Annotated in this window: 25 protein-coding genes; 21 read left to right on the top strand and 4 right to left on the bottom strand. The window is 62.2% G+C overall.

Annotated features, from left to right (window positions below):
* Positions 1-98: 98 nt before the first annotated feature.
* The 3 genes from bkdR to ACODS5_RS18815 all read left to right on the top strand — a co-directional run bounded on the left by bkdR (position 99) and on the right by ACODS5_RS18815 (position 3,529).
* The gene (gene bkdR / locus ACODS5_RS18825; RefSeq protein WP_028691050.1) at positions 99-587 is read left to right on the top strand and encodes a Bkd operon transcriptional regulator BkdR; all 489 of its coding nucleotides are present in this window, start codon (positions 99-101) and stop codon (positions 585-587) included.
* A gap of 226 nt (positions 588-813) precedes the next feature.
* The gene (locus ACODS5_RS18820; protein WP_489109380.1) at positions 814-2,055 is read left to right on the top strand and encodes a glutamine synthetase family protein; all 1,242 of its coding nucleotides are present in this window, start codon (positions 814-816) and stop codon (positions 2,053-2,055) included.
* A gap of 130 nt (positions 2,056-2,185) precedes the next feature.
* Positions 2,186-3,529, top strand: coding sequence for an MFS transporter (locus ACODS5_RS18815; RefSeq protein ID WP_104445056.1), 1,344 nt, complete (start codon positions 2,186-2,188; stop codon positions 3,527-3,529).
* 84 nt (positions 3,530-3,613) lie between these two features.
* Here the strand turns inward: ACODS5_RS18815 and ACODS5_RS18810 are convergent, their stop codons facing one another.
* The 4 genes from ACODS5_RS18810 to flgA form a co-directional block, all read right to left on the bottom strand.
* On the bottom strand, positions 3,614-4,357 hold the full coding sequence (locus ACODS5_RS18810; protein WP_134690863.1) for a flagellar brake protein: 744 nt from the start codon (positions 4,355-4,357) through the stop codon (positions 3,614-3,616).
* Positions 4,358-4,437: 80 nt separating this feature from the next.
* Entirely contained in the window at positions 4,438-4,905 is a 468-nt protein-coding gene (locus ACODS5_RS18805; protein WP_104445058.1) for a flagella synthesis protein FlgN, read from the bottom strand.
* A 47-nt stretch (positions 4,906-4,952) separates the two neighbouring features.
* Positions 4,953-5,267: a flagellar biosynthesis anti-sigma factor FlgM gene (gene flgM, locus ACODS5_RS18800; protein ID WP_134690861.1), complete on the bottom strand. Its 315-nt coding sequence runs from the start codon at positions 5,265-5,267 to the stop codon at positions 4,953-4,955.
* 173 nt (positions 5,268-5,440) lie between these two features.
* Positions 5,441-6,190, bottom strand: coding sequence for a flagellar basal body P-ring formation chaperone FlgA (gene flgA, locus ACODS5_RS18795; protein WP_134690859.1), 750 nt, complete (start codon positions 6,188-6,190; stop codon positions 5,441-5,443).
* Between the two features lie 63 nt (positions 6,191-6,253).
* Between flgA and ACODS5_RS18790 the strand changes: the two genes are divergently transcribed.
* From ACODS5_RS18790 to fliD, 18 genes are all read left to right on the top strand, one after another.
* On the top strand, positions 6,254-7,183 hold the full coding sequence (locus ACODS5_RS18790) for a chemotaxis protein CheV (protein ID WP_104445061.1): 930 nt from the start codon (positions 6,254-6,256) through the stop codon (positions 7,181-7,183).
* A gap of 53 nt (positions 7,184-7,236) precedes the next feature.
* Positions 7,237-8,064: a protein-glutamate O-methyltransferase CheR gene (cheR, locus tag ACODS5_RS18785; RefSeq protein ID WP_489109375.1), complete on the top strand. Its 828-nt coding sequence runs from the start codon at positions 7,237-7,239 to the stop codon at positions 8,062-8,064.
* A gap of 618 nt (positions 8,065-8,682) precedes the next feature.
* On the top strand, positions 8,683-9,090 hold the full coding sequence (gene flgB, locus ACODS5_RS18780) for a flagellar basal body rod protein FlgB (protein ID WP_104445063.1): 408 nt from the start codon (positions 8,683-8,685) through the stop codon (positions 9,088-9,090).
* 2 nt (positions 9,091-9,092) lie between these two features.
* Entirely contained in the window at positions 9,093-9,536 is a 444-nt protein-coding gene (gene flgC / locus ACODS5_RS18775; protein ID WP_104445064.1) for a flagellar basal body rod protein FlgC, read from the top strand.
* 13 nt (positions 9,537-9,549) lie between these two features.
* Entirely contained in the window at positions 9,550-10,248 is a 699-nt protein-coding gene (gene flgD, locus ACODS5_RS18770; RefSeq protein ID WP_134690857.1) for a flagellar hook assembly protein FlgD, read from the top strand.
* Between the two features lie 30 nt (positions 10,249-10,278).
* Positions 10,279-11,601 carry a flagellar hook protein FlgE gene (gene flgE / locus ACODS5_RS18765; protein WP_134690855.1) on the top strand — a complete coding sequence of 441 codons (1,323 nt, stop codon included), beginning with the start codon at positions 10,279-10,281 and terminating at the stop codon, positions 11,599-11,601.
* Positions 11,602-11,668: 67 nt separating this feature from the next.
* Complete coding sequence (locus ACODS5_RS18760) at positions 11,669-11,857, top strand: hypothetical protein (protein WP_489109374.1); 189 nt, start codon at positions 11,669-11,671, stop codon at positions 11,855-11,857.
* 161 nt (positions 11,858-12,018) lie between these two features.
* The gene (gene flgF / locus ACODS5_RS18755; RefSeq protein WP_104445068.1) at positions 12,019-12,759 is read left to right on the top strand and encodes a flagellar basal-body rod protein FlgF; all 741 of its coding nucleotides are present in this window, start codon (positions 12,019-12,021) and stop codon (positions 12,757-12,759) included.
* A gap of 48 nt (positions 12,760-12,807) precedes the next feature.
* A complete protein-coding gene (gene flgG / locus ACODS5_RS18750; RefSeq protein ID WP_134690851.1) occupies positions 12,808-13,593 on the top strand; it encodes a flagellar basal-body rod protein FlgG in 786 nt (261 codons plus the stop codon).
* A gap of 79 nt (positions 13,594-13,672) precedes the next feature.
* On the top strand, positions 13,673-14,368 hold the full coding sequence (flgH, locus tag ACODS5_RS18745) for a flagellar basal body L-ring protein FlgH (RefSeq protein WP_104445070.1): 696 nt from the start codon (positions 13,673-13,675) through the stop codon (positions 14,366-14,368).
* Between the two features lie 12 nt (positions 14,369-14,380).
* Positions 14,381-15,490, top strand: coding sequence for a flagellar basal body P-ring protein FlgI (locus ACODS5_RS18740; RefSeq protein ID WP_104445339.1), 1,110 nt, complete (start codon positions 14,381-14,383; stop codon positions 15,488-15,490).
* An 11-nt stretch (positions 15,491-15,501) separates the two neighbouring features.
* Positions 15,502-16,698 carry a flagellar assembly peptidoglycan hydrolase FlgJ gene (gene flgJ, locus ACODS5_RS18735; RefSeq protein WP_489109373.1) on the top strand — a complete coding sequence of 399 codons (1,197 nt, stop codon included), beginning with the start codon at positions 15,502-15,504 and terminating at the stop codon, positions 16,696-16,698.
* 10 nt (positions 16,699-16,708) lie between these two features.
* A complete protein-coding gene (gene flgK / locus ACODS5_RS18730; protein ID WP_489109372.1) occupies positions 16,709-18,751 on the top strand; it encodes a flagellar hook-associated protein FlgK in 2,043 nt (680 codons plus the stop codon).
* 12 nt (positions 18,752-18,763) lie between these two features.
* Positions 18,764-20,326, top strand: a complete 1,563-nt coding sequence (locus tag ACODS5_RS18725; protein WP_134690845.1) for a flagellar hook-associated protein 3 — start codon at positions 18,764-18,766, stop codon at positions 20,324-20,326.
* A gap of 283 nt (positions 20,327-20,609) precedes the next feature.
* A complete protein-coding gene (locus ACODS5_RS18720; RefSeq protein WP_489109371.1) occupies positions 20,610-21,539 on the top strand; it encodes a ketoacyl-ACP synthase III in 930 nt (309 codons plus the stop codon).
* Between the two features lie 242 nt (positions 21,540-21,781).
* Positions 21,782-23,230: a flagellin N-terminal helical domain-containing protein gene (locus ACODS5_RS18715; RefSeq protein ID WP_489109370.1), complete on the top strand. Its 1,449-nt coding sequence runs from the start codon at positions 21,782-21,784 to the stop codon at positions 23,228-23,230.
* Positions 23,231-23,305: 75 nt separating this feature from the next.
* Entirely contained in the window at positions 23,306-23,656 is a 351-nt protein-coding gene (locus tag ACODS5_RS18710; RefSeq protein ID WP_104445076.1) for a flagellar protein FlaG, read from the top strand.
* Positions 23,657-23,729: 73 nt separating this feature from the next.
* A complete protein-coding gene (gene fliD / locus ACODS5_RS18705) occupies positions 23,730-25,118 on the top strand; it encodes a flagellar filament capping protein FliD (RefSeq protein WP_134690840.1) in 1,389 nt (462 codons plus the stop codon).
* Positions 25,119-25,218: the final 100 nt, after the last annotated feature.

Genomic DNA, 25,218 nt, shown 5'->3' with positions numbered 1-25,218 from the left:
GGGGATGGCCGGAGAATTTTTCTCTCAAGTTCGTTGCCTTTGCCGAGCGAGGAAGATAAACATTCCGCACAAACACAAAAACCAGGTGAATTTGTCTCATGCGTAAGTTGGATCGTACGGATATCGGCATTCTCAACAGCCTGCAGGAAAACGCCCGCATCACCAACGCGGAGCTGGCACGCTCGGTCAACCTGTCGCCCACGCCGTGCTTCAACCGGGTCAAGGCCATGGAGGAGCTGGGAGTGATTCGTCAGCAGGTCACCTTGTTGTCGCCCGAGGCATTGGGGCTGGACGTCAATGTGTTCATCCATGTCAGCCTGGAGAAGCAGGTGGAGCAGTCGCTGCATCGCTTCGAGGAGGAGATCGCCGAGCGCCCGGAAGTGATGGAGTGCTACCTGATGACGGGCGACCCGGATTACCTGCTGCGGGTGCTGCTGCCGAGCATCCAGGCGCTGGAGCGGTTTCTCGATTACCTGACGCGGTTGCCGGGGGTGGCGAACATTCGCTCCAGCTTTGCCTTGAAACAGGTGCGTTACAAGACCGCGTTGCCGCTGCCGGCCAATGGTATGACCTTGCGCGAGCAGTGAAGGGGGTTCGCCGGCAAGCCGGCTCCTACAGGTAAAGGGCAGGTGCTTGATATTTTAAACACCCCAGGCCTATGTTGTGTTCATCGCCACTCCGGCATGCCAGCACAACAATAAGGACAGCGTCATGACGACCGCAGGCCCGCATCACCAGGCACAACAGCTGCAGGGCATCGATGAAATCGAATGCGTCACCCCCGACCTCAACGGCGTCGCCCGCGGCAAGGTGATGACTGCCGAGGGCTTCCTCGAAGGCCGGCGCTTGCAGATGGCGCGCGGGGTGTTGCTGCAATGCATCATGGGTGGTTATCCGCCGGCGAAGTTCTACGGCAGCGACGATGGCGACCTGGCGCTGGTGGCTGACCCGGCGCAGATTCACCGCCTGCCCTGGAGCGACGAGCCCCGTGCCCTGGCCATTTGCGACGCGGTCGAGCTCGATGGCAGGCCGTCGGGGTTGTCCAGTCGCGGCCAGTTGAAGGCGGTAATCGCCCGCTATGCCGAACGCGGCCTGGCGCCGGTGGTGGCCACCGAACTGGAGTTCTTCGTCTTTGCGCCCAACGCCGACCCGACCCAGCCGTTCTTGCCTCCGCAGGGCAAGGATGGGCGTCGGGAAATGGGCCATTCGGCGTTCAGCGTCAGCTCCAACAACGGCCTGCGCCCGTTCTTCCATGAGGTGTACCGCTGCATGGCGGCGCTGGGCCTGCCGCGCGACACTTTCATGCACGAGATGGGCGTCAGCCAGTTCGAGATCAACCTGCTGCACGGCGACCCGCTACTGTTGGCCGACCAGACCTTCCTGTTCAAGCACTTGCTCAAGGAGGTCGCGCTCAAGCACGGCCTGACCGTGGTGTGCATGGCCAAGCCGCTGGCGCGCACCCCCGGCAGCTCGATGCATATTCACCAGAGCCTGGTCGACAACGCCAGCGGGCGTAACCTGTTCAGCGACGAACACGGCGCCCCGACCGATACCTTCCACCATTTCATCGGTGGCTTGCAGGCTTGCCTGGCCGACTTCACCGCGCTGTTCGCGCCCAATGTCAATTCCTACCAGCGTTTGTGCCATCCATACGCCTCGCCGAACAACGCCTGCTGGTCAGAGGACAACCGCGCCGCCGGCTTGCGTATCCCCGCCAGCGCGCCAGTGGCGCGGCGGGTGGAGAACCGCTTGCCGGGCGCCGATGCCAACCCCTACCTGGCGATCGCCGCGAGCCTGGCTGCCGGCCTGCATGGCATCGAGCGGCAGATCGTGCCGGCCGCGGCCATCCAGGGCGAGTTCGAGGTGCCTGAGCACCTGAGCCTGCCCTGCACCCTGCATGCGGCCCTGCAGCGCCTCAAGCACAGTGCCCTGGCGCGGGAACTGTTCGGCCATGAGTTCATCGAAGGCTACATCGCCACCAAGACCCTCGAGCTGAGCGACTTCCTCGACGAGATCACGCCGTGGGAGCGGCGCGTACTGGCGGCGCAGGCCTGAGCGCGACACTACCTGTAGCGGGCGCGCCGTCGGCGGCGCATTTCGCGGTTTGGGGCCTGCGCGTTGGATGATTTGCTCTTATGCTAGCTCTGCACCCCACGCCACCTGACGAAGGAGCCCGACGGGACGTATGCGCAATATCTGGAAGCCGTTTCAGTCGCTGTATTTCGCTGCCTTGATGATGTTGATCGGTTCAGGCTTGCTCAGTACCTACCTGGCATTGCGCCTGGCCGCCGAGCATGTCGACAGCTTGTGGGTCGGTGCGCTGATGGCCGCCAACTATTTCGGCCTGGCCCTGGGCGGCAAGATTGGCCACCGGTTGATTGGCAGGGTGGGGCACATCAGGGCTTACGCGACCTGTGCCGGCATCGTCGGCGCGGCGGTGCTCGGCCATGGCTTGACCAGTTGGCTACCTGCCTGGGTCGGGCTGCGGATGATCGTTGGCCTGGGCATGATGTGCCAATACATGGTCATCGAGAGCTGGCTCAACGAACAGGCCGATGCCAAGCACCGCGGGGCGGTGTTCAGCGGCTACATGATCGCGTCCTACCTGGGCCTGGTGCTCGGCCAATTGATCCTGGTGGTGCACCCGCAGTTGGGGCCGGAGCTGCTGATGCTGGTGGCCATGTGCTTCGCCTTGTGCCTGGTGCCAGTGGCCATGACCCGGCGTATTCACCCTGCGCCCTTGCGGCCGGCGCCGATGGAGCCGAAGTTCTTCATCAAGCGGGTGCCGCAGTCATTGTCCACGGTGTTGGGTTCGGGTTTGATCGTCGGCTCCTTCTATGGCCTGGCGCCGCTGTACGCGGCCAACCAGGGGCTGTCCACCGAGCAGGTCGGCTTGTTCATGGGCAGCTGTATTTTCGCCGGCTTGGTGGTGCAATGGCCGTTGGGTTGGCTCTCCGACCGCTACGATCGCGCGGTGCTGATCCGCAGCGTGGCAAGTGGCCTGGCGCTGGCGTCGGCGCCCTTGGCCATCCTGCCGAGCGTGCCGCTGGCGCTGCTGTTCGGCATCGGCTTTGTCATTTCGTTGTTGCAGTTTTGCCTGTATCCGTTGGCGGTGGCGTTCTCCAATGACCATGTGGAGAGCGAACGGCGGGTGTCGCTGACGGCCATGCTGTTGGTGACCTACGGCGTTGGCGCCTGCATCGGGCCATTGGCTGCCGGTGTGTTGATGAAGCTGTTCGGCGCACAAATGTTGTATGCCTTCTTCCTGTTCTTCGCGTTGGTACTGGTCTGGCGAATCCGGCCGAAAGCGGTGACCGGCTTGCACCAGGTCCAGGATGCTCCCCTCGGCCACGTGGCGATGCCGGCGGCGGGTTCGCCGCTGTCGGCGGCGCTCGACCCGCGGGTCGATGAGCAAACGGTGCAGGAGGTGATGCAGGCGCCGGTGGCGGCGGAAGATACCGAGGATGAGGACAAGGGCGCTTGCGCAACGGCGGCTGAGGCCGAGCAGGGCGCGTTCCCGAAACTGTAGGAGCGAGCCTTGCTGGTTCGCCGGCAAGGCCGGCACCTGCTGTTGCCCCATGAGCGAAAACGCCACCCGAGGGTGGCGTTTTGCTTAGTAGTCGTCCTTGTCGAACCGGCGCGCTTCGCGCTGTAGCTGGTAGACGAAGCTTTCGATCTTGCGCTGCGCCTGGCCGTTGAGATTATGGAAGCGCACGCCGGCGAAGGTGGTATTGATGCGCTCCTCGAAATGCAGATGGCGCAGCTCGACCATGGTGTCGGCTAGCCCCAGCGGGTTGCCAGCCTTGAAGCGCTCATAGACCTGGCCCAGTTGCAGGCGCTCTTCGACATTGCCTTCGAAGCGCAGCTTGCAGCCGGTGGCGGAGATGTCCAGCAGCTTACCGCGCAGGGCGCCGTTGCCCTTGAGGTGGGTGCCGTCGAGGGTCACGTCGACCAGTTGCGACAGCTTCAGCGCGGCGCGGAAGGCATTGCGCCGCTGATGGTAGGTGACTTCCGTGGGCAGTGGGCCGCGGTAGCAGCGGTGGCCGTCGATCTCGCTGATGGTCAGTGGGATGTCGCTTTCCCAGGCGATGCGCACGCCGTCATGGAAACCTTCGATGCGAAACGGCTCGCCGTTCTCGATATATTTTTCGCCGTCGCGCGGGATCATCTCGTCCAGCGCCAGTACCCCGGCCTCGCGGTCGACATGCACCACGTAGCTTTGGAAGCGCTGGCTGCGTTCGTGGAAGCTGATGATCAGCGGGTCGTGGCTCTCCAGCAACTGGCGCAGGTTGGCCGCAATCTCCAAAGGAGTGCTCAGCACCTTTGGTGGCTGGGGAGCATCGGATTCATTGAACACGGGTTTTCAATCTCCAGGCAAAAACGACACACGCAATTAACGGCATTTTGCCAGTATGTTCCGTGCCTTGATACCACTAATCACACTTGGCTGATCGCCCGGGGCTTGGCCATCGGCGAGGTGCCGCCACGGCTGTCGTAGAGCGACGGAGAATCGCCACCCTGAAGGATTCTGACCTGGTTGGCCGTGACGTGCTGCTGCACCTGGATGATCTGGCCGTTGGTGGCGTTGACCTGCTGGCAGGCATCCATCAGTTGGCTCAGTTCGTCGAGCCGGGCGAGGATCGCCGGGCCATTGCTCGACTGGGCCGCCAGGGTTTCTGCGCCAGCACGATCGGCACTGAGGCCGAGGCTGGCGAGCAGTTGGCTGCGGCGCCGACCCTGCTGCTCGAGCAAGATGATCAACGACTGCTTGCGGGCCAGGATCTGTTCCAGCACCCCCATGTCGCGGCCGTGCAGGGCTATCGCTTCGTTTTGCAGAAGCTCGAGCAGTTCCTGCGTGGGCGCGATGTCGTTTTCGATCAGTTGCAGCAGAGTGATGTCGTGCATGGCTAACTCTTGGCGTGTTGCGTCCTTGAAGTCAGCGCGCCTGAAGGTTAGCGCTGGGCTTCGAAATCAAGCAGTTTGCTGGCGACCCGGTCGGCATCGACCTTGTAGCTGCCGTCGGCGATAGCCTGTTTCAACTCGGCCACACGGGCGCTGTTGACGCTTGGCTGATCGCGCAGCTTGTCGCTGATCTTCTGCAATTGCTGGGCCTCAGGGCTCAGATGTACCGCTTCTCCGCTGGCGCTGGCGTGCTTGGGCGCCTCGCTGGCCTCGCCGGCTTTTTCGGCGGTGCCTGGCGCGGCATTGCCGCGAACGCCGCCCGTGATGGACGGAGAATTATTCAAACGACTGAAGTCGATGACCATGATCAGAACCCCTGGGTATTAGGACGCATGCCTTGTTTTCGGCCAACCCGAAAGAAACTTTAGACAGGAATGCATCACTGCCTCAAAGCCGGCCCGCGCAACCCGATTTCAGACACAGTTTAGGGCCCGCGGTTCCTTACCGCCAGCTTTCCGTCATCGTCCTGCAGCCTGGGCTACATGGCCACCTCGACCTGTCCTGGCCCGGTCACCCTGGCCTTGACCACTCGTTTGGAATTGAGGTTGCGCACCCGGATCTGGGTTTGCAGCCCGCCTTTGTCCAGTGCTTCGCCGGGCATGCGTACGCTGAGGCTGCCGCTGCGGGCGACGATCACCACGTGATCGCCCTTGCGCACCACCTCGGCCTGCTCCAGATGTTGCTGGGTGAGCAACTGGTCGACCACCGTCGGGCGCAGCAATTTCAGGCCCACGGCCTGGTCCAGTTGGGTCAGGTAGCCTTGGCCGAGGCTGCCGACATCGCGCTCGCGCAGGGCCACGTCGCCTTCGCCGATGACGCTGTCGCGCTTGAGCGGGCGGGTCATGACCACCACGTCGCGCAGCAGGCGCACCTGGGCCGGCACGAACACTGTCCAGGGCGCCGCGCCGTCGCAGCGCACCCTCACCGTCACCCGCCCCAGCGGCGTGGAACCCTCCAGCGAGGCGTCCAGTTGCTGGCTGCACTGCGGCATGCGCAGGCGCGGATCGAGTTTGTTCACCTGGATCTCGTAGCGACCCTGGGTCTGGGTGGTCGCCAGATAATCCTCCACGGTGAATTCAAGAAACCCTTGAGTGACACCGATAAGCTGTTCAGGCAAGGTAAAAGCGTCCGCCAGCGCCTGGGTGCCGGGTACCAACAGGCACAATGCGGCCAGGGAACCGGTCAGCAGGCGCGTCAGTCGTCGGAAAAATGTCGTTTTCGTGTACATGGCGCTCAAAAAAGCAAAGCCCGTGCCGACTTGGTACTTAGGCAATCATTGAAGGAGTCCGGCATGGCTGGAGTGATGGATTCGGTCAACCAGCGCACGCAGCTGGTGGGGCAGAATCGCCTGGAGCTGCTGCTGTTTCGCCTCAATGGCGACCAGCTCTATGGCATCAATGTGTTCAAGGTCCGCGAGGTGCTGCAGTGCCCGGATCTGACCCTGCTGCCCAAGTCCCATCCGGTGGTGCGCGGCGTGGCCAACATTCGCGGGGCGACCATCCCGATCCTCGACCTGTCGATGGCCACCGGCTTGCCGGGCCTTCAGGAAGAGACGCGCAAGAGCTTCGTCATCATCACCGAGTACAACACCAAGACCCAAGGGTTCCTGGTGCACTCGGTGGAGCGCATCGTCAACATGAACTGGGAAGAGATCCATCCGCCACCCAAGGGTACCGGGCGCGATCACTACCTGACCGCGGTCACCCGGGTCGACAACCGCATGGTCGAGATCATCGATGTGGAGAAGGTGCTGGCCGAAGTGGCGCCGTCGTCCGAGTCGGTGTCCGAAGGGGTGATCGATGCCGAGGTGCAGGACAAGGCGGTGTTGTTGCGGGTGCTGACGGTCGATGACTCGTCGGTGGCGCGCAAGCAGGTCAGCCGCTGCCTGCAGACGGTGGGGGTCGAGGTCGTGGCGCTCAATGACGGTCGTCAGGCCCTGGATTACCTGCGCAAGCTGGTGGACGAGGGCAAGCGTCCGGAGGAGGAGTTCCTCATGATGATTTCCGATATTGAAATGCCGGAAATGGACGGCTATACCCTCACGGCGGAGATCCGCAGCGATCCGCGCATGCAAAAACTACACATCTGCCTGCATACTTCGCTATCTGGGGTATTCAACCAGGCAATGGTCAAGAAGGTCGGCGCCGACGACTTCCTGGCCAAGTTCAAGCCGGACGACCTCGCCCAGCGCGTGGTCGACCGGATCAAGGCGGCACATTGAAACGGCCGGGGCCTGGCTCCGGCGCACGCGACATATAAGAAGAGGCGGCAGCATTGTCTACGGGTAATTTGGATTTCGAACAGTTCCGGGTCTTCCTGGAGAAAGCCTGTGGCATCCTGCTGGGCGAGAATAAGCAGTACCTGGTCTCTAGCCGTCTCAACAAGCTGATGGAGCAGCAGGGCATCAAGTCGCTGGGCGAGCTGGTGCAGCGTATCCAGACCCAGCCGCGCGGTGGCCTGCGCGAGCAGGTGGTCGATGCCATGACCACTAACGAGACGCTGTGGTTTCGCGACACCTATCCGTTCGAAGTGCTCAAGAACAAGGTGATCCCGGAGTTCATCAAGGGTAATCCCGGCCAGCGTCTGCGTATCTGGTCGGCGGCCTGTTCGTCGGGGCAGGAACCGTATTCCATCTCCATGGCCATCGACGAGTTCGAGCGCGCCAATCTGGGCCAGTTGAAGATGGGCGCGCAGATCGTTGCCACCGATCTCTCTGGCGCCATGCTCAACAACTGCAAGACTGGTGAGTACGACAGCCTGGCTATTGCTCGGGGGCTGTCCCAGGAGCGTCTGCAGCGCTATTTCGATACCAAGGGGCCTGGGCGTTGGGCGGTCAAGCCGCCGATTCGCAGCCGCGTCGAGTTTCGCTCGTACAACCTGCTCGACAGCTACGCGCCGCTGGGCAAGTTCGACATCGTGTTCTGTCGCAACGTGCTGATCTACTTCTCGGCCCAGGTCAAGAAGGACATCCTCATGCGTATCCATGGCACGCTCAAGCCGGGCGGCTACCTGTTCCTGGGGGCGTCCGAGGCGCTCAATGGCCTGCCGGACCACTACCAGATGGTGCAGTGCAGTCCGGGGATCATCTACCAGGCCAAGTGAGGACCAAAAGGCCGGTATCGCGAGATGCCGGCCTTTTCATTTGTGCGGTACCGCGCGAGTAATCAGAAAGCGTACTGTACGTGGGCCGAGAATACATCGGCATCGAAGCCTGATTTGCCTGCCGTTGGGGTCCGCCATGATTCATCACGGCGACGGCATTCACATCACCGGCACCAAGATTGGCGACTACGGCCAGTGAAGCGTCCGGCGAACTCGAGATCGTCTGTGTAGGTTTGCTGATCGCCTTTGAGGGCGCCGCCGTCGAGGCTGGTAGTGATCATCTTGCCGCGGTTGGTCTTGAAAACGTTGTGAAAGCGGCGCGCATCCGTGCGACGACATGCAGTGTTGGTTTGAGCGGATGCGCGAGGGTGCGAATGCTATCGCCAATGATGGCGATATGGCATGCATGATTGACGTCAATTTTTTGGATTGCCGCTTTTGCCGCCTGCCGATTGCCGCTTGGTCGCTATCAGGCGGAAGCACTTTGCCGCTTTTCTGGCAGGAGGGCGTAGAGCTGCTGGGCGCGGCCCCGTGTTCATGGGGGTTTTGTTGGTTGGCACAGCCCTTGCTTTAGCGTTAGCCAACGAAACTCTGGTCAACCTTCGAAGGTTCCCCGACATGAGCATCAGCTTCGACAAGGCGCTTGGCATCCACGAAAAGGCACTGGGCTTCCGTGCCCAGCGTGCCGAGGTGCTGGCCAACAACATCGCCAACGCCGACACACCGAACTACAAGGCGCGCGACATGGACTTCTCGTCGGTGCTCGCCGCCGAGTCCGACAAACAGCAGAAAGGCCGCATTGCCCTGGATCGCACCAACAATCGCCATATCGAGGCCGAAGGCCTGGCGATGATGGATGACACCCTGAAGTACCGCACGCCGATGCAGCCGTCGATCGACCAGAACACCGTGGACGCGCAGATCGAACAATCGAACTACACGGAAAACGCCGTTGGCTTCCAGGCCAGCTTCACCCTGCTCAACAGTAAATTCAAAGGGCTGGTATCGGCCCTGCGCGGAGAGTGACCATGTCCCTTGCCAGTGTCTTCAATATCGCCGGTAGCGGCATGAGCGCGCAGAACACGCGCCTGAACACCGTCGCCTCGAACATCGCCAACGCCGAGACCGTCTCGTCGAGCATCGACCAGACCTACCGCGCCCGTCACCCGGTGTTCGCCACCACCTTCCAGCAGGCCCAGGCCGGCGCCGGCCAGTCGCTGTTCGAGGACCAGGGCGAGGCGGGGCAGGGCGTGCAGGTCAAGGGCATCATCGAGGACCAGAGCAACCTCGAGGCGCGTTACGAGCCGAACCATCCGGCGGCGAACAAGGACGGCTACGTCTACTACCCGAACGTCAACGTGGTCGAGGAGATGGCCGACATGATCTCCGCCAGCCGTGCGTTCCAGACCAACGCCGAGCTGATGAACACCGCCAAGAACATGATGCAGAAAGTGCTGACCCTGGGTCAGTAAGCAGGGAGCCGCAATGACTACCACCAATACCAATACACAAGTCGGCAGTGGTTACCTGGAGTCGCTGCAGAAGCAGAAGAGCAAGACCGACTCCAGCACCGGCCAGGCCGGCAGTGCGCTGGGCAAGGATGCGTTCCTGCAGTTGCTGGTGACGCAGATGAAGAACCAGAACCCGCTCGATCCTCAGGACAACGGCGAGTTCGTCGCGCAGCTGGCGCAATTCAGCAGCCTCGAAGGTATCCAGTCGCTCAAGGAGTCGGTTGACGGCATCCTCACCGGCATCGGTTCGTCCCAGGCGCTGCAGGCCACCTCGCTGGTCGGTCGCTCGGTGATCGTGGCAAGCGACAAGGCAGTGGTCGACACCTCCAAGAGCTTCAACGGCCAGGTCGTGGTGCCCTCGAACATCACCGAGGGCAAGGTCACCATCAAGGACAAGGATGGCAACGTGGTCAAGGCCATTGACCTGGGTGCGCGCAAGGCTGGTACCGCCGACTTCATCTGGGACGGCAAGAACGACAAGGGCGAGGTGGTCGAGCCGGGCACCTACACCTTCAGCGCCGAGACCAAGGTCGACGGCAAGGCCAAGACGCTGGCCACGCTGCTGCCGGCCAAGGTCAACAGTGTCAGCTTCCAGAATGGCAGCGAGATGATGCTCGACCTGGCCGGTATCGGCAAAGTCGGTATCTCCAAAGTCACCACCATCGGAATTTAACGCCGCAGAATCGGCACAAGGAGCGAGTACATGTCTTTCAATATCGGCCTTAGCGGTCTCTATGCGGCGAACAAATCCCTGAACGTTACCGGCAACAACATTGCCAACGTCGCCACCACCGGTTTCAAATCGTCGCGCGCCGAGTTCGGCGACCAATATTCGCAATCGATCCGCGGCACTGCCGGCGGCAAGACCCAGGTCGGCAGCGGCGTGAAGACCATGGCGGTCTCGCAGATGTTCAACCCCGGCAACATCAACGGTACTGGCCAGGCGCTGGACATGGCCATTGATGGCAACGGCTTCTTTGCCCTGAACGACAACGGTTCGCGCATCTATACCCGTGCCGGCGCCTTCTACAGCGACAAGGAAGGCTACGTGGTCAACGCCAGTGGCGCCAACCTGCAGGGCTATCCGGTGGATGAAAACGGCAAGGTCATCCCGGGCGTGCTGACCGACCTGAAGATCGACACCTCGAACCTGGCGCCGAAGCCGACCGGGCGCATTTCCGAGACCGTCAACCTGAACTCCAGCGCCAAAGCGCCTTCGGTTTCGCCGTTCGACCCGACCAATGTCAACAGCTACAACTACACCTTCAACACCCCGGTGTACGACAGCCAGGGTAACGAGCACCAGATGAACCAGTACTTCGTCAAGGATGCCGGCACCAACTCCTGGACCATGTACACCACCATCGATGGTCGTAACCCGGCCGACCCGACCCTGCCTACGCCACTGAAAAACACTTTGCCCTTTACGTCGGCGGGTAAGCTGGATACGGCGGCCATGCCTGTTGGTGCTGTCACAGGTGGTCTGACCATCGCAGCCGACAAGACCTTCAAGCTCGATAACTGGGTGCCTGCCGAGAAGAATGCGGCCGGTGCCTGGGTTGGTAACGGTGCTGTCATGCGTCCTGGTGGTGTTGTCCTGGATATGCTGGCCACCACTCAGTTCAACGCGGCCTCGGCGACCACCGCCAAGGACCAGGATGGCTACGCCACCGGTGAGCTCGCCGGCCTGACCGTCGACCAGAGCGGCAACATGTTCGCCAACTTCACCAACGGCCAGAACAAGGTGATCGGCCAGGTAGTGATCGCCAACTTCGCCAACCTGCAAGGCCTGACCCCGGTCGGCGCCACTGCCTGGAAAGAGTCCTACGCCTCGGGCGTGCCGATCATTGGTGAGCCAGACACCGGCACCTTGGGCCGCATTGCCGGCAGCTCCCTGGAAGACTCCAACGTCGACTTGACCGGCGAGCTGGTCAACTTGATCAAGGCGCAGAGCAACTACCAGGCCAACGCCAAGACCATTTCCACCGAAAGCACCATCATGCAGACCATCATCCAGATGACCTGATGAGCGTGGCGTGATCGAGCCCCTGCTTGCAGGGGCTTTTTCACGTCTGGCAGAGGAGGTTGATGCCATGAACAAGTCGATGCTGGTGGCTGCCGGCGCCTTGTTGCTGGCGCTGTCGCTGCAGGCCGCGCCGGCGCCCTGGTACCAGTGGCAGAGCCTGGCGACCGGGCGCTACATGTGCTCGGCCAGCGACCCGGGGGAGGGCTGGAAGCGTCATTCCGGCCCCTACACCAATGGTGCGTGTCGCGCCGACTGACGCGGGCGTTGCCGCCAGCGGCAACGATTCGCCGACAAACTGACGCTTGCCTTGGCGCGGGCCGCTGAAAGCCCCGTGTTAAAGGGCTTTGTCAGTTTGGTTCGATAATTGCTTCATCCTTGCCAACGACAGCGCGGCAAGGTTCGCGTAGAGGAGATGCTGTGGACAAGATGCTTTATGTGGCCATGACCGGCGCCAGCCAGAACGCGCTGGCGCAGAAGGCCCATGCCAACAACCTGGCGAACGTTTCCACCAATGGCTTCCAGCGTGACCTGGAGCAGGCGCGTTCGATGCCGGTGTTCGGCGACAGCTTTCCGGCGCGCGCCTTCGCCATGACCGAGCGTCCGGCCACCGACTTCAGCGAAGGTGCCCTGGTCGAGACCGGCCGTCCTTTGGACGTGGCCGTGGCCGGCAAGGGCTTCATCGCCGTGCAGGCGCCCGATGGCAGCGAGGCCTACGTGCGCACCGGCAGCCTGAACATCGACGCCCTGGGCGTGCTGCGTGCCGGCAACGGCATGCCGGTGATTGGCAATGGCGGTCCGATCGCCATTCCGCCGGAGCAGCAGGTCGAGGTGGGTGACGACGGCACCATCAGCATCCGCGCCATGGGCGAGGATCCGCGGGTGATGGCCGAGGTCGACCGCATCAAGCTGGTCAACCCCGACATCAAGGGCCTGACCAAGGGCCTGGACGGCATGATCCACACCAGCAATGGCCAGCCTGCCGACGCCGACGTAAATGTCCGCGTGGTCTCGGGCTTCCTGGAGTCGAGCAACGTCAACGCCGTCGAGGAAATGACCTCGGTGCTGGCGTTGTCCCGCCAGTTCGAACTGCACGTCAAGATGATGAACGCGGCCAAGGAAGGCGATGAAGCCATGGCCCGCGTCTTGCAAATCGGCTAATCACATTTGAACGGGTGCCGAAAATCAGGCGCACGAGGAGAACACTAAATGCTTCCAGCTCTTTGGGTCGCGAAAACCGGCCTGTCCGCCCAGGACACCAACCTGGCGGTCATCTCCAACAACCTGGCGAACGTCTCGACCACCGGCTTCAAGCGTGATCGCGCCGAGTTCCAGGACCTTTTGTACCAGATCAAGCGTCAGCCTGGCGCTCAGTCGACCCAGGACAGCGAACTGCCTTCGGGCCTGCAGGTCGGTACCGGTGTGCGCATCGTCGGCACCCAGAAGAGCTTCATCGCCGGCAGCCTGCAGACCACCGAGAACCCGCTGGACATGGCGGTCAACGGCCGTGGCTTCTTCCAGATCCTGCAGCCGGACGGCACCGTGAGCTACACCCGTGACGGTACCTTCCACCTGAACTCCGACGGTCAGATCGTCACCGCCAACGGCTTTGCCCTGGAGCCGGCCATCGTCGTGCCGCCAGATGCGCAGACCTTCACCGTCGGCAAGGACGGTACCGTCTCGATCACTACCGTGGGCAACCCGGCCGCGCAGGTCATCGGCAACATCCAGACCGCCGATTTCATCAACCCGGCCGGCCTGCAGGCCATCGGCGGCAACCTGTTCCTGGAGACCGCCGCCAGCGGCGCGCCGCAGGTCGGCACCCCAGGCCTGAACGGCTTCGGCACCACCGAGCAGCAGACCCTGGAAGCCTCCAACGTCAGCACCGTCGAGGAACTGGTGAACATGATCACCACCCAGCGCGCCTACGAGATGAACTCCAAGGTCATCTCCACCGCCGACAAGATGCTGTCGTTCGTCACCCAGCAGTTGTAAGCCCTGGCGGCCCGCCTGGCGTGGGCCGTTGACTCTGCGCTCGTTGTTGCAGCGCCTGTTTCACCGTGAGGTAAGTGTCATGATGCGTTCGTTGTCCGTATTCGCCCTGGGGGGGGTGGTGTTGTTGGCCGGTTGCGTCGCGCCGACGCCCAAGCCCAACGACCCGTACTATGCGCCGGTGCTGCCGCGCACCCCGCTGCCGGCGGCGGCCAACAACGGCTCGATCTACCAGGCCGGCTTCGAGCAGGGCCTGTACACCGATCGCAAGGCGTTCCGGGTCGGCGACATCATTACCATCACCCTCAACGAGCGCACCTCGGCGAGCAAGAACGCAGGTTCGCAGATCCAGAAGAACAGCAAGGCCAACCTTGGCCTGACCTCGCTGTTCGGTACCGTGCCCAACACCAACAACCCGTTGGGTGGCGGCGACTTGAGCCTGGAAGCCGGCTACAGCGGTGACCGCAGCACCAAGGGCGACAGCAAGGCCACCCAGGGCAACACCCTGACTGGTTCGATCACCGTCACCGTGGCCGAGGTGCTGCCCAACGGCATCATCGCCGTGCGTGGCGAGAAGTGGATGACCTTGAACACCGGTGAAGAACTGGTACGCATCGCTGGCCTGGTGCGCGCCGACGACATCGCCACCGACAACACCGTGCCGTCCACCCGCGTGGCCGACGCGCGCATCACCTATTCGGGCACCGGCTCGTTCGCCGATGCCAGCCAGCCGGGTTGGCTGGACCGTTTCTTCATCAGCCCGCTCTGGCCTTTCTGAGTACGGATGACCATGTTCAACGCTAGGCGGTTGATTGCCGCGACCTTGCTCCTGTCCTGCGCGTTCGGTGCCCACGCCGAGCGTCTGAAGGATATCGCCAGCATTTCTGGCGTGCGCGCCAACCAATTGATCGGCTACGGCCTGGTCGTGGGGCTCAATGGCACGGGTGACCAGACCACCCAGACGCCATTCACCCTGCAGACCTTCAACAACATGCTCTCGCAGTTCGGCATCAAGGTGCCGCCGGGGTCGGGCAACGTGCAGTTGAAGAACGTCGCCGCGGTATCGGTGCATGCCGATCTGCCGGCGTTCGCCAAGCCGGGCCAGGTGGTCGACATCACCGTGTCGTCCATCGGTAACTCCAAGAGCCTGCGCGGCGGCAGCCTGTTGATGACGCCGCTCAAGGGTATCGACGGCAACGTCTACGCCATCGCCCAGGGCAACCTGGTGGTGGGTGGTTTCGATGCTGAGGGTCGCGACGGCTCGAAGATCACCGTCAACGTTCCGTCGGCCGGGCGGATCCCTGGCGGCGCGTCCGTCGAGCGTGCGGTGCCGAGTGGTTTCAACCAGGGCAACAGCCTGACCCTGAACCTCAATCGCCCGGACTTCACCACCGCCAAGCGCATCGTCGACAAGGTCAACGAGTTGCTCGGCCCGGGTGTCGCCCAGGCCATCGATGGTGGTTCGGTGCGGGTGACCGCGCCGATGGACCCGAGCCAGCGTGTCGACTACCTGTCGATCCTGGAGAACCTCGAGATCGATCCGGGCCAGGCAGTGGCCAAGGTCATCATCAATTCGCGCACCGGTACCATCGTCATCGGCCAGAACGTCAAGGTGTCGCCGGCGGCGGTGACCCACGGCAGCCTGACCGTGACCATCACCGAAGACCCGATCGTCAGCCAGCCGGGGCCATTCTCCAACGGCCAGACCGCGGTGGTGCCGCGCTCGCGGGTGAATGCCGAGCAGGAAGCCAAGCCGATGTTCAAGTTCGGCCCGGGTACCACGCTGGATGAGATAGTCCGCGCGGTGAACCAGGTCGGCGCGGCGCCCAGCGACCTGATGGCGATCCTCGAAGCCCTGAAGCAGGCCGGCGCGTTGCAAGCCGACCTGATCGTGATCTGAGGACGCCTGGGATGAACCCGAAGAGCCTGATTTCCAGCCCGGCCGACAGCGGTGCCTTCACCGACCTCAATCGCCTGAGTTCGCTCAAGCACGGTGATCGCGACAGCGAGGGCAATATCCGCAAGGTGGCCCAGGAGTTCGAATCCTTGTTCGTCAGCGAGATGCTCAAGGCCTCGCGCAAGGCCAGCGATGTGCTGGCCGACGAAGAAAACCCGATGAACAGCGACACCACCAAGCAGTACCGCGACATGTACGACCAGCAGTTGGCGGTCAGCATGTCCCGCGAAGGTGGTGGTATCGGCCTGCAGGACGTGCTGGTGCGCCAGTTGAGCAAGAACAAGGGCGCTGCGCCCAACAACAGCCCGTTCCCGCGTATCGACGGCCCGGCGCCAGCGCTGTGGGGCGGCGGTCGTGTCGCCCAGCCGCTGCGTGGCGAGCAGGCCGCGGCCGGGCGCAACGATGTGGCGGCGCTCAATTCACGGCGCCTGGCGCTGCCGGGTAAGCTTACCGATCGCCTGCTGGCCGGCATCGTGCCGTCGGCCGCCGCGGCAGGCGACACGGCCCTGCCACAGCGCAGCGGACCATCGCTGGCCGGTGTCGCCCGCGGCGACTGGCAACCAGCGCAGAGCTTCGCCGCGCCGCGTGAGCGCGAGGGCATGCGCATCCTCGGCCGCGCCGTGGCCCAGCCGCCACTGGCGCCGAACAAGGCCTTCAGCGACAGCGACGCGTTCGTTGCCACCATGCTGCCGATGGCCGAGCAAGCGGCCAAGCGCATTGGCATCGACCCGCGTTACCTGGTGGCCCAGGCCGCGCTGGAAACCGGTTGGGGCAAGTCGGTGATGCGCAACCCCGATGGCAGCAGCAGCCACAACCTGTTCGGCATCAAGGCCACCGGCAACTGGCAGGGTGGCGAGGCGAGGGCGATCACCAGCGAATTCCGCGGTGGCCAGTTCGTCAAGGAGACGGCGGCGTTCCGTTCCTACGATTCGTACCAGGACAGCTTCCACGACCTGGTCAGCCTGTTGCAGAACAACAGTCGCTATAAAGATGCGGTCGGCTCGGCCGATAAACCGGAACAGTTTGCAAGAGAGCTGCAGAAGGCTGGCTACGCCACCGACCCGGACTACGCCCGCAAGATCATCAGCATTGCCCGGCAACTGCAGCCGACCCAGGAATACGCCATGGCTGGCACTACCACGAATCTATAAGGATTGAACCATGTCTAACCTGATCTCGATCGGGCTGTCGGGCCTGAATGCCAGCCAGACCGCGTTGGCCATCACCGGTAACAACATCGCCAACGCGGCGGTTTCCGGCTATTCGCGGCAGCAAACCATCCAGACTACGGGGCCGTCGCACAACATCGGCACGGGCTTCGTGGGCACGGGCACTACGTTGTCGGATGTGCGTCGCATCTATAACGCCTACCTGGACAACCAGCTGCAGACCGCGACTTCGCTCAATACCGATGCGGCGGCGTTCCAGGATCAGATCACGGGTATCGACAAGTTGCTGGCCGAAAGCGACACCGGCATCAGCTCGGTACTGACCGCCTTCTTCTCGGCCTTGCAGACCGCGTCGGCCAAGCCCAGCGATGTGGCGTCGCGGCAACTGCTGCTGACCCAGGCGCAGACCTTGAGCAACCGCTTCAATGCCATCTCCAGCCAGATGAGCAAGCAGAACGACAGCATCAACAGCCAATTGGATACGCTGTCCGGCCAGGTCAACAAGTTGACCTCGAGCATCGCCGATCTCAACAAGCAGATTACCCAGTTGTCGGCGTCCGGCGCTTCGCCGAACAACCTGCTGGATGCGCGCAGCGAAGCGGTGCGCCAGCTCAACGAGCTGGTCGGCGTTACCGTGCAGGAGCGCGACGGCAATTACGATGTGTACATGGGCAATGGCCAGTCGCTGGTCACCGGTAATCGCGCCAACACCCTGAGCGCCGTGCCGAGCGCTGCCGACAAGAGCCAGTACAGCCTGCAGATCAACTACCCGAACTTCTCCTCGGACGTCACTTCGGTGGTCAGTGGTGGGCAGATCGGCGGTCTGCTGCGCTATCGCAACGACGTGCTCAACCCGTCGATGAACGAGCTGGGGCGTGTCGCCCTGGTGGTGGCCGACAGTATCAACAGCCAGTTGGGGCAGGGCCTGGACGCCAATGGGCAGTTCGGCAGTGCGCTGTTCTCCAGCATCAACAGCGCCGCGGCAATCAGCCAGCGCAGCCTGGCCTCGTCGAACAACAGCGCCGGCTCCGGTAACCTGGACGTGACCATCGCCAACAGCGGTGCGCTCACCACCTACGACTACGAAGTCAAGTTCACCGGCCCCAACCAGTACAGCGTGCGTCGCTCCGACGGTACCGACATGGGCAGCTTCGACCTGACCACCACGCCACCGCCGGTGATCGACGGCTTCACCCTCAAGCTCCAAGGGGGCGCTCTGGCGGCTGGCGACAGCTTCAAGGTCAGCCCGACCCGTTCGGCGGCAGGCTCGATCAATACCGTGCTCACCGATGCCAATAAGTTGGCTTTCGCCGGGCCGATCAACGGCGTGGTCGGTAGTGGCAACACCGGCAGTGGCACCATCACCCAGCCGAACCTGGGGGCCAAGCTGGATATCTACGGCGGTGCCGATACCGCGCTGATCCAGGACTCGATCAAGCACTCGATGCCGGTGCGCATGGTGTTCCAGGGCGCCAGCGGCGGCACCCAGGGCTACACCCTGTACGACTCCAAGGGTGTGGCCATCGGCACCGGTACCATCGTGCCGGGCCAGGACAACAAGCTGACCATCAATGTGCCGATGCGCGATGCCGCGGGAGCGCCGATCCTCGATGGCAGCGGCAATCCGCGGACCTTCAGCGTCGAGACCACTGTTGGCGGCAGCCCGGCGACCAACGACAGCTTTACCTTCGGCTTCAATGCCGACGGCAAGTCCGACAACCGCAACGCCCAGGCGCTGCTCGGGTTGCAGACCAAGTCCACGGTGGGCCTGAACTCCGGTACCGGCTCCAGCTTTACCTCGGCCTATGCCTCGCTGGTCGAGCGCGTCGGCGCCAAGGCCAACCAGGCCAAAATCGATACCGTTGCGACCAAGGCCGTGCTCGACTCGGCCAAGGAAAGCCGCAACGGGGTTTCCGGTGTCAACCTGGACGATGAGGCGGCCAACCTCATCAAGTTCCAGCATTACTACACCGCGTCGTCGCAGATCATCAAGGCGGCGCAAGAAACCTTCAGCATCCTGATCAACGCTTTGTAAGGAGTAGCCATCGTGCGTATTTCCACCGCTCAGTTCTATGAGGCGAGCGCCAGTAGCTACACCAAGAACTTCGCCGACCTGATGAAGAGCAAGACTCAGATCGACAGCGGCGTGCGTATCCAGACCGCCGCCGACGATCCGGTCGGTGCCGCGCGCCTGCTGTTGCTGCAGCAGCAGCAGGCGTTGCTCAAGCAGTACGATGGCAACATGACCACGGTGAACAACTCGCTGCTGCAGGAAGAGAGCGTGCTGGCCACCATCAACGAAGCCATGCAGCGTGCCAGTGAACTGGCCCTGCGCGCTGGCGGGGCTGGCGTGACCGATGCCGACCGCGTGTCCATCAGTGGCGAGCTGAAAGAGATCGAGGCCAACATTTTCGGCCTGCTCAATTCCCGCGACGCCAACGGCGACTACATGTTCGGTGGCACCAAGACCTCGTCGCCGCCCTATGTGCGCAATGCCGACGGCACCTACAGCTACCAGGGCGACCAGACCCAGCTGAGCCTGCAGGTGTCCGACACCCTGAGCCTGGCGACCAACGACACCGGTTTCAGCATTTTCGATTCGGCCAAGAACAAGAGCCGTACCGAGTCCACCCTGGTGGCGCCGCCGGTCGACGATGGCAAGGTCGCGCTGTCGCCGGGCCTGCTGACCTCGAACAATAGCTTCAACGACAGCTTCACCGCAGGCCAGCCGTACAAGATCACCTTCACCAGTGCCACCCAGTACAAGGTGACCGATGCCCTGGGCAACGATATCACCGCCGAGACGCCCACCAACGGCACCTTCGACAGCAAGACCGAGGGTGGCAACCGCATCGCCCTGCGCGGCGTCGAGTTCGAAGTCAATGTGTCGCTCAAAGAGGGCGAGGACGCCGATGCCATCGTCGCTGGCCGTGAATTCAGCGTGCAGGCGCGCCCCGATTCGCTGACCAGCGTGCGCGGTGCCGGCAACCCGTCCAGCGCCCAGGTGACCGGCAGCGCCGTGACCGACCAGGCGGCTTACCGCAGCACCTTCCCGAGCAATGGCGCGGTGATCAAGTTCACCGGGGCCAACACCTACGAGTTCTACGCCCAGCCCTTGACCGCCGACAGCAAGCCGGTGGCCAGCGGTACGTTCACCGCGCCGTCGTTGACGGTCGCTGGCGTGACCTACCAGGTGTCCGGCGCGCCGCAGGCGGGTGATCAGTTCGCCATCAACGCCAACAACCACCAGAACCAGAGCGTGCTGGAGACCATCAGCCAGTTGCGCTCGGCGCTGGACGCGCCGCCCGGCACCGCGGGCAACAACCTCGCCATCAAGAACGCCGTCGCCTCGGCGGTGGCCAACCTGGCCAGCGCGCGCGAACAGGTCGATATCACCCGGGGCTCGATCGGCGCCCGTGGCAACTCGCTGGATATCCAGCGTCAGGAAAACACCAGCCTGAGCACGGCCAACAAGGTCACCCAGGATGCCATCGGTAACACCGACATGGCCGAAGCATCGATCATGCTGACCTTGCAGCAAGCCATGCTCGAGGCCTCGCAACTGGCGTTCTCGCGGATCTCGCAGCTGAGCCTGTTCAACAAGCTCTGATCGCGCCTGCGCTAAAAAAGCCCCGGTCAGCTGTGTGCTGCCGGGGCTTTTTCGTGTCTGTGGCGCGGCGCTGGGGCGCTTTTGCCGATAAATGAGTGTGACCAATGAGTCAAAACGCGCATCTTCCCTGTATTCTATGCGGCAGCTGCTGCAGCATTTTGTTACCGGTGTGCGAGCGACAGTCTGGTTTCGGCCTGTCTCGGGCTGCAGTGGTTTCGACCCGGTATTGGCGCCCTCAATTCATCGAGTGGTGGTCTTTGGCTGTTTTCATTGGGAAGCCAGAATGATTGGCATCAAAAGCATTGCGAGTTACGTGCCTACCGCTGGCCTGGACAACTACGTCCAGGGTGCGAAGTTCGGCAAGGACGAAGCGTTCATGTTCGGCAAGATCGGTGCCTCGTTCCTGCCGCGCAAGGCCGATGAGCAGGAAACCTCCGACCTCTGCGTCGAGGCCGCCCGCGCGTTGTTCGCCAACAACCTGGAGCTGGATCCGCAGGCGATCGATGTGCTGATCGTGGTCACCCAGAACGGTGACGAAGAAGGGCTGCCGCACACGGCGGCGATCGTGCAGAACAAATTGGGCCTGTCGACCCGCGTGGCGGCCTTTGACGTGTCGCTGGGCTGCTCCGGCTATGTCTACGGCCTGTATGCCATCAAGGGCTTCATGCAGGCGGCGGGGCTGAAGAACGGCCTGTTGATCACCGCCGATCCCTATTCGAAGATCGTCGATCCGGAAGATCGCAACACCACCATGCTGTTCGGCGATGCCGCCACCGCCACCTGGATGGGCGAAGATGCCGTGTGGCAGTTGGGCGAGGCGCGTTTCGGCACCGACGGCTCGGGTGCCGAGCATTTGAAGGTCAGCGATGGCACCTTCTTCATGAATGGCCGCCAGGTGTTCAACTTCGCCCTGGTCAAGGTGCCGGCGCACCTGCATGAGCTGCTCGAGGCCAGTGGCCTGCAGTCGGCGGATATCGACGCGTTCTGCATTCACCAGGGCAGTGCGGCCATCGTCGATGCCGTGGCGCGCCGCTTTGAAGAGCAGCACCCGGAGAAGTTCGTCAAGGATATGCTCGAGACCGGCAATACCGTGTCCTCCAGCGTGCCGTTGCTGTTGCAGAAGCACATGCTCGACAGTACCTGGAAGCGCGTGGCCATCAGTGGCTTCGGTGTCGGTCTGTCGTGGGGTTCGGCGATCCTTTACCGGGGCTGAATCAGCGCTTGCACGAAGCAGCGCCTGGCGTATCCCGCCAGGCGCTTTTTTTGCCCGTTGATCGTCTATCGGTACCTTAACCCCCTGATTTTGTAGGGGTGGCGGGGTGATGGCATTTTTTTTTTGAAAATGCCCTCAAGCAACCCCCGCAAACGACGATAACCATTACGAAGGTTCTCTAGGCCATACCCGGCGGATGCCAGGGCCGGAAGCCGCAGTACCCATCCAACGAGGATTTCGTCATGGCTTTAACTGTAAACACCAACATTGCCTCGGTTACTACTCAGGTTAACCTGAACAAGGCCAGCACCGCCCAGACCACTTCGATGCAGCGCCTGTCTTCCGGCCTGCGCATCAACAGCGCCAAAGACGACGCTGCCGGCCTGCAGATCGCCAACCGCCTGACCAGCCAGATCAACGGCCTGGGCCAAGCAGTCAAGAACGCCAACGACGGTATCTCGATCGCCCAGACCGCCGAAGGCGCGATGCAGGCTTCGACCGACATCCTGCAAAAAATGCGTACCCTGGCTCTGTCCTCGGCCACTGGCTCCCTGAGCCCCGACGACCGTAAGTCGAACAACGACGAATACCAGGCTCTGACCGCCGAGCTGAACCGTATTTCCGCTACCACCACCTTCGGTGGCCAGAAGCTGCTGGACGGTTCCTACGGCACCAAGGCCATCCAGGTCGGCGCCAACGCCAACGAAACCATCAACCTGACTCTGGAAAACGTTGCTGCCAGCAACATCGGTTCCCAGCAGATCAAGAGCGTTGCTATCACCCCTAACGACACTGGCGTCAAGGCTGGCACCATCACCGTTACCGGTAACGGCCAGACCAAAGACGTAGCCGTCGCTGCTGGTGATTCGGCCAAGAAAATCGCTGCCAACATGAACGGCGCAATCGGTGGCCTGACCGCTACCGCCAGCACCGAAGTCAAGCTGGAAGTGGACGCCACCGCCATCGCTGGTGCTGCCACCAAGTCGGCTAACTTCACCCTGGACGTCGGTGGCCAGTCGGTCAAGATCGTTGGCGCAACCGATACTGCCGGTCTGGCTGACCAGCTGAAGTCCAACGCCGCCAAGCTGGGTATCAGCGTCAACTACGACGAGTCGAACGGCGCCCTGTCGATCAAGTCCGATACCGGTGAGAACATCAAGTTCAGCGCCAGCGATGCCGGTGCTCAGGCTGGTATCAAGGTCAATACTCGTGATGGCGCAGGTGCCTACGCTGCTGCTGGTACCGCTCTGGCTGCCACCGACATCATCGCCACTGGCGCTGTGTCGCTGGACTCCGCCAAGGGCTACGCTCTGAACGGTGCTGGTGTTGACAGTCTGTTTGCTGCTGCTGGTACCACTGCGGCCACTTCGTCTAAAACCACCATCTCCAACACCGACGTCACCGACGCTACCAAGGCCCAAAACGCCCTGGCCGTTATCGACAAGGCCATTGGTTCGATTGACAGCGTCCGTTCGGGCCTGGGTGCTACCCAGAACCGTCTGGCCACCACTGTCGACAACCTGCAGAACATCCAGAAGAACTCCACCGCTGCCCGCTCCACCGTGCAGGACGTGGACTTCGCTTCGGAAACTGCAGAGCTGACCAAGCAGCAGACCCTGCAGCAGGCTTCGACTGCGATCCTGTCGCAGGCTAACCAGCTGCCTTCCTCGGTCCTGAAACTGCTTCAGTAATTCAGGCGTCTGAGTAAGAGGTGGAAGGGCGCGTTTACGTGCCCTTTCGCCTTTTTGACATGAGGAGTTCGAAACATGGACATGAGTGTCAAGCTCAACCAGGTGTATCCTTCGCTGCAGCCCCAGGCGGTGACCGCTGTCAAGGAGCCACTGGCGCCTGTCAAGGTGCAGGAGGCGGCGGCCGCGGACGACAAGCCGCATACCCGCGAGGATCTGGAAAAGGCGGTTGGCGAAATTCGTGATTTCGTCCAGTCGAGCCAGCGCAAGCTGGATTTTTCCATCGATGATTCCACCGGCCGGGTCGTGGTCAAGGTGATCGCCACCGAATCGGGTGACGTGATCCGCCAACTTCCGTCGGAAACCGCGCTGAAGCTGGCGCAAAGCCTCAGTGAAGCCAGTAGCCTGCTGTTCGACGGGCTGGCATGATTTTTGTTGCTGCCGATCTTTCTAGGGATTTTTCCGCCAAGGATCCGGCAGCCACCGTACAAGGAGAGCAATGATGGCAGGTTCAACAATCAGCGGTATCGGTTCGGGCATCGATACCCAGGCGATTGTGAAGTCCCTGGTGGACGCGCAAAAGGCGCCGAAGCAGGCACAGATCAATACCCAGACACTGAAGGCAACCACCACATTGTCCTCGATCGGCAAGATCCAGGCGGCCCTGGATGCCTTCCGTGGCGCGTTGACCAGCATGACCAACGACAACAGCTTCGGCGGTTTGGCATTGAAGTCTTCGGATGAGAAGGTTGCCACCATTACCGCTGGCGCGGGCGCGGCCAATGGCTCGTTCAGTCTGCAAGTGGAAAAATTGGCGTCTGCATCCAAGGTGTCCACCAAGGTTTACTCCAATGGCGCGAACAGCGTGGTCAACCCCGGGACCACCGCCACCAAGCTGACGATCACCCAGAATGGCAAGGATCACGACGTCAGCATCCCGCCGGGCGCCACGTTGCAACAGGTGCGCGAGGCGATCAATAGTCAGTTCGGGACCGCCGGTCTGAGTGCCAACGTGTTGACCGATGCCTCGGGTTCGCGCCTGGTGATCACCTCCAACAAGATGGGCGTTGGCTCCGATATCACCCTGTCGGGCAATTCCGGTCTTGATACTGGCTACACCGTTGTGGATAAGCCTGAGAACGCCAAGTACACGCTTGATGGCATTGCCATGGAGTCCAAGACCAACGATATCAGTGACGCGGTGAGCGGTCTGAATATCAAGCTGGTGGGTGTCTCTCCCAAGGAAAAGGAAGGCGAAGCCTTGGTCAAGACCACGCTGTCGTTGACCACCAGCACCACTGCGCTGAAGTCGGGCCTGAAGGGCTTTATTGACAGCTATAACGCACTGATGAAAGTGGTCAATGCCGAAACCCGGGTGACCAAGAACGCCGATGGTACCATGACGCCGGCGGCGCTTACCGGGGATGCCTCCATGCGTGCCTTGGTATCGTCGATCCGTGAAGAGATGAACGCGCTGTCCGGCAACGGCACGATGAAGTCGCTGGCCGCGTTTGGCGTCACCTCGTCACAGGATGGTGGGTTACTGAGCCTGGACGACAAGAAGTGGGACAAGGCCGCGGCCACCAATGCCGCTGACCTGACCAGTATCTTCAATGGCAAGGACGGCATGCTCGCTCGCCTGCAGAAGGTCACCGAACCTTATGCCAAGGCCAGCACCGGTACCCTCGCTGAGCGTTCCAAAACGCTGTCTGAAAGCCTGACCAAGCTCAAGACCGAGCAGGACACCCTCGATACACGCATGGAAGCCCTGCGGGTCAGCTTGCAGGATAAGTACAACCACATGGATACCCTGGTCTCGCAGCTGCGTCAGCAGCAGCAGAACGTGCTGGGGACGCTCAACGCGTTGAACAACGCCAAGAACGATAAATAATCCGTGAACGTCGGCTGAAGTCCGGGCATGATGCCCGGCTTCAGCTCAGCGGTCGGTAAAGTTTTTCTTCGCCGGCCCGATACAAAGACTATCGAACCAG

This window comes from Pseudomonas sp. FG47 (genome assembly GCF_057809115.1).
This window is presented reverse-complemented; position numbering and strand designations above follow the sequence as displayed.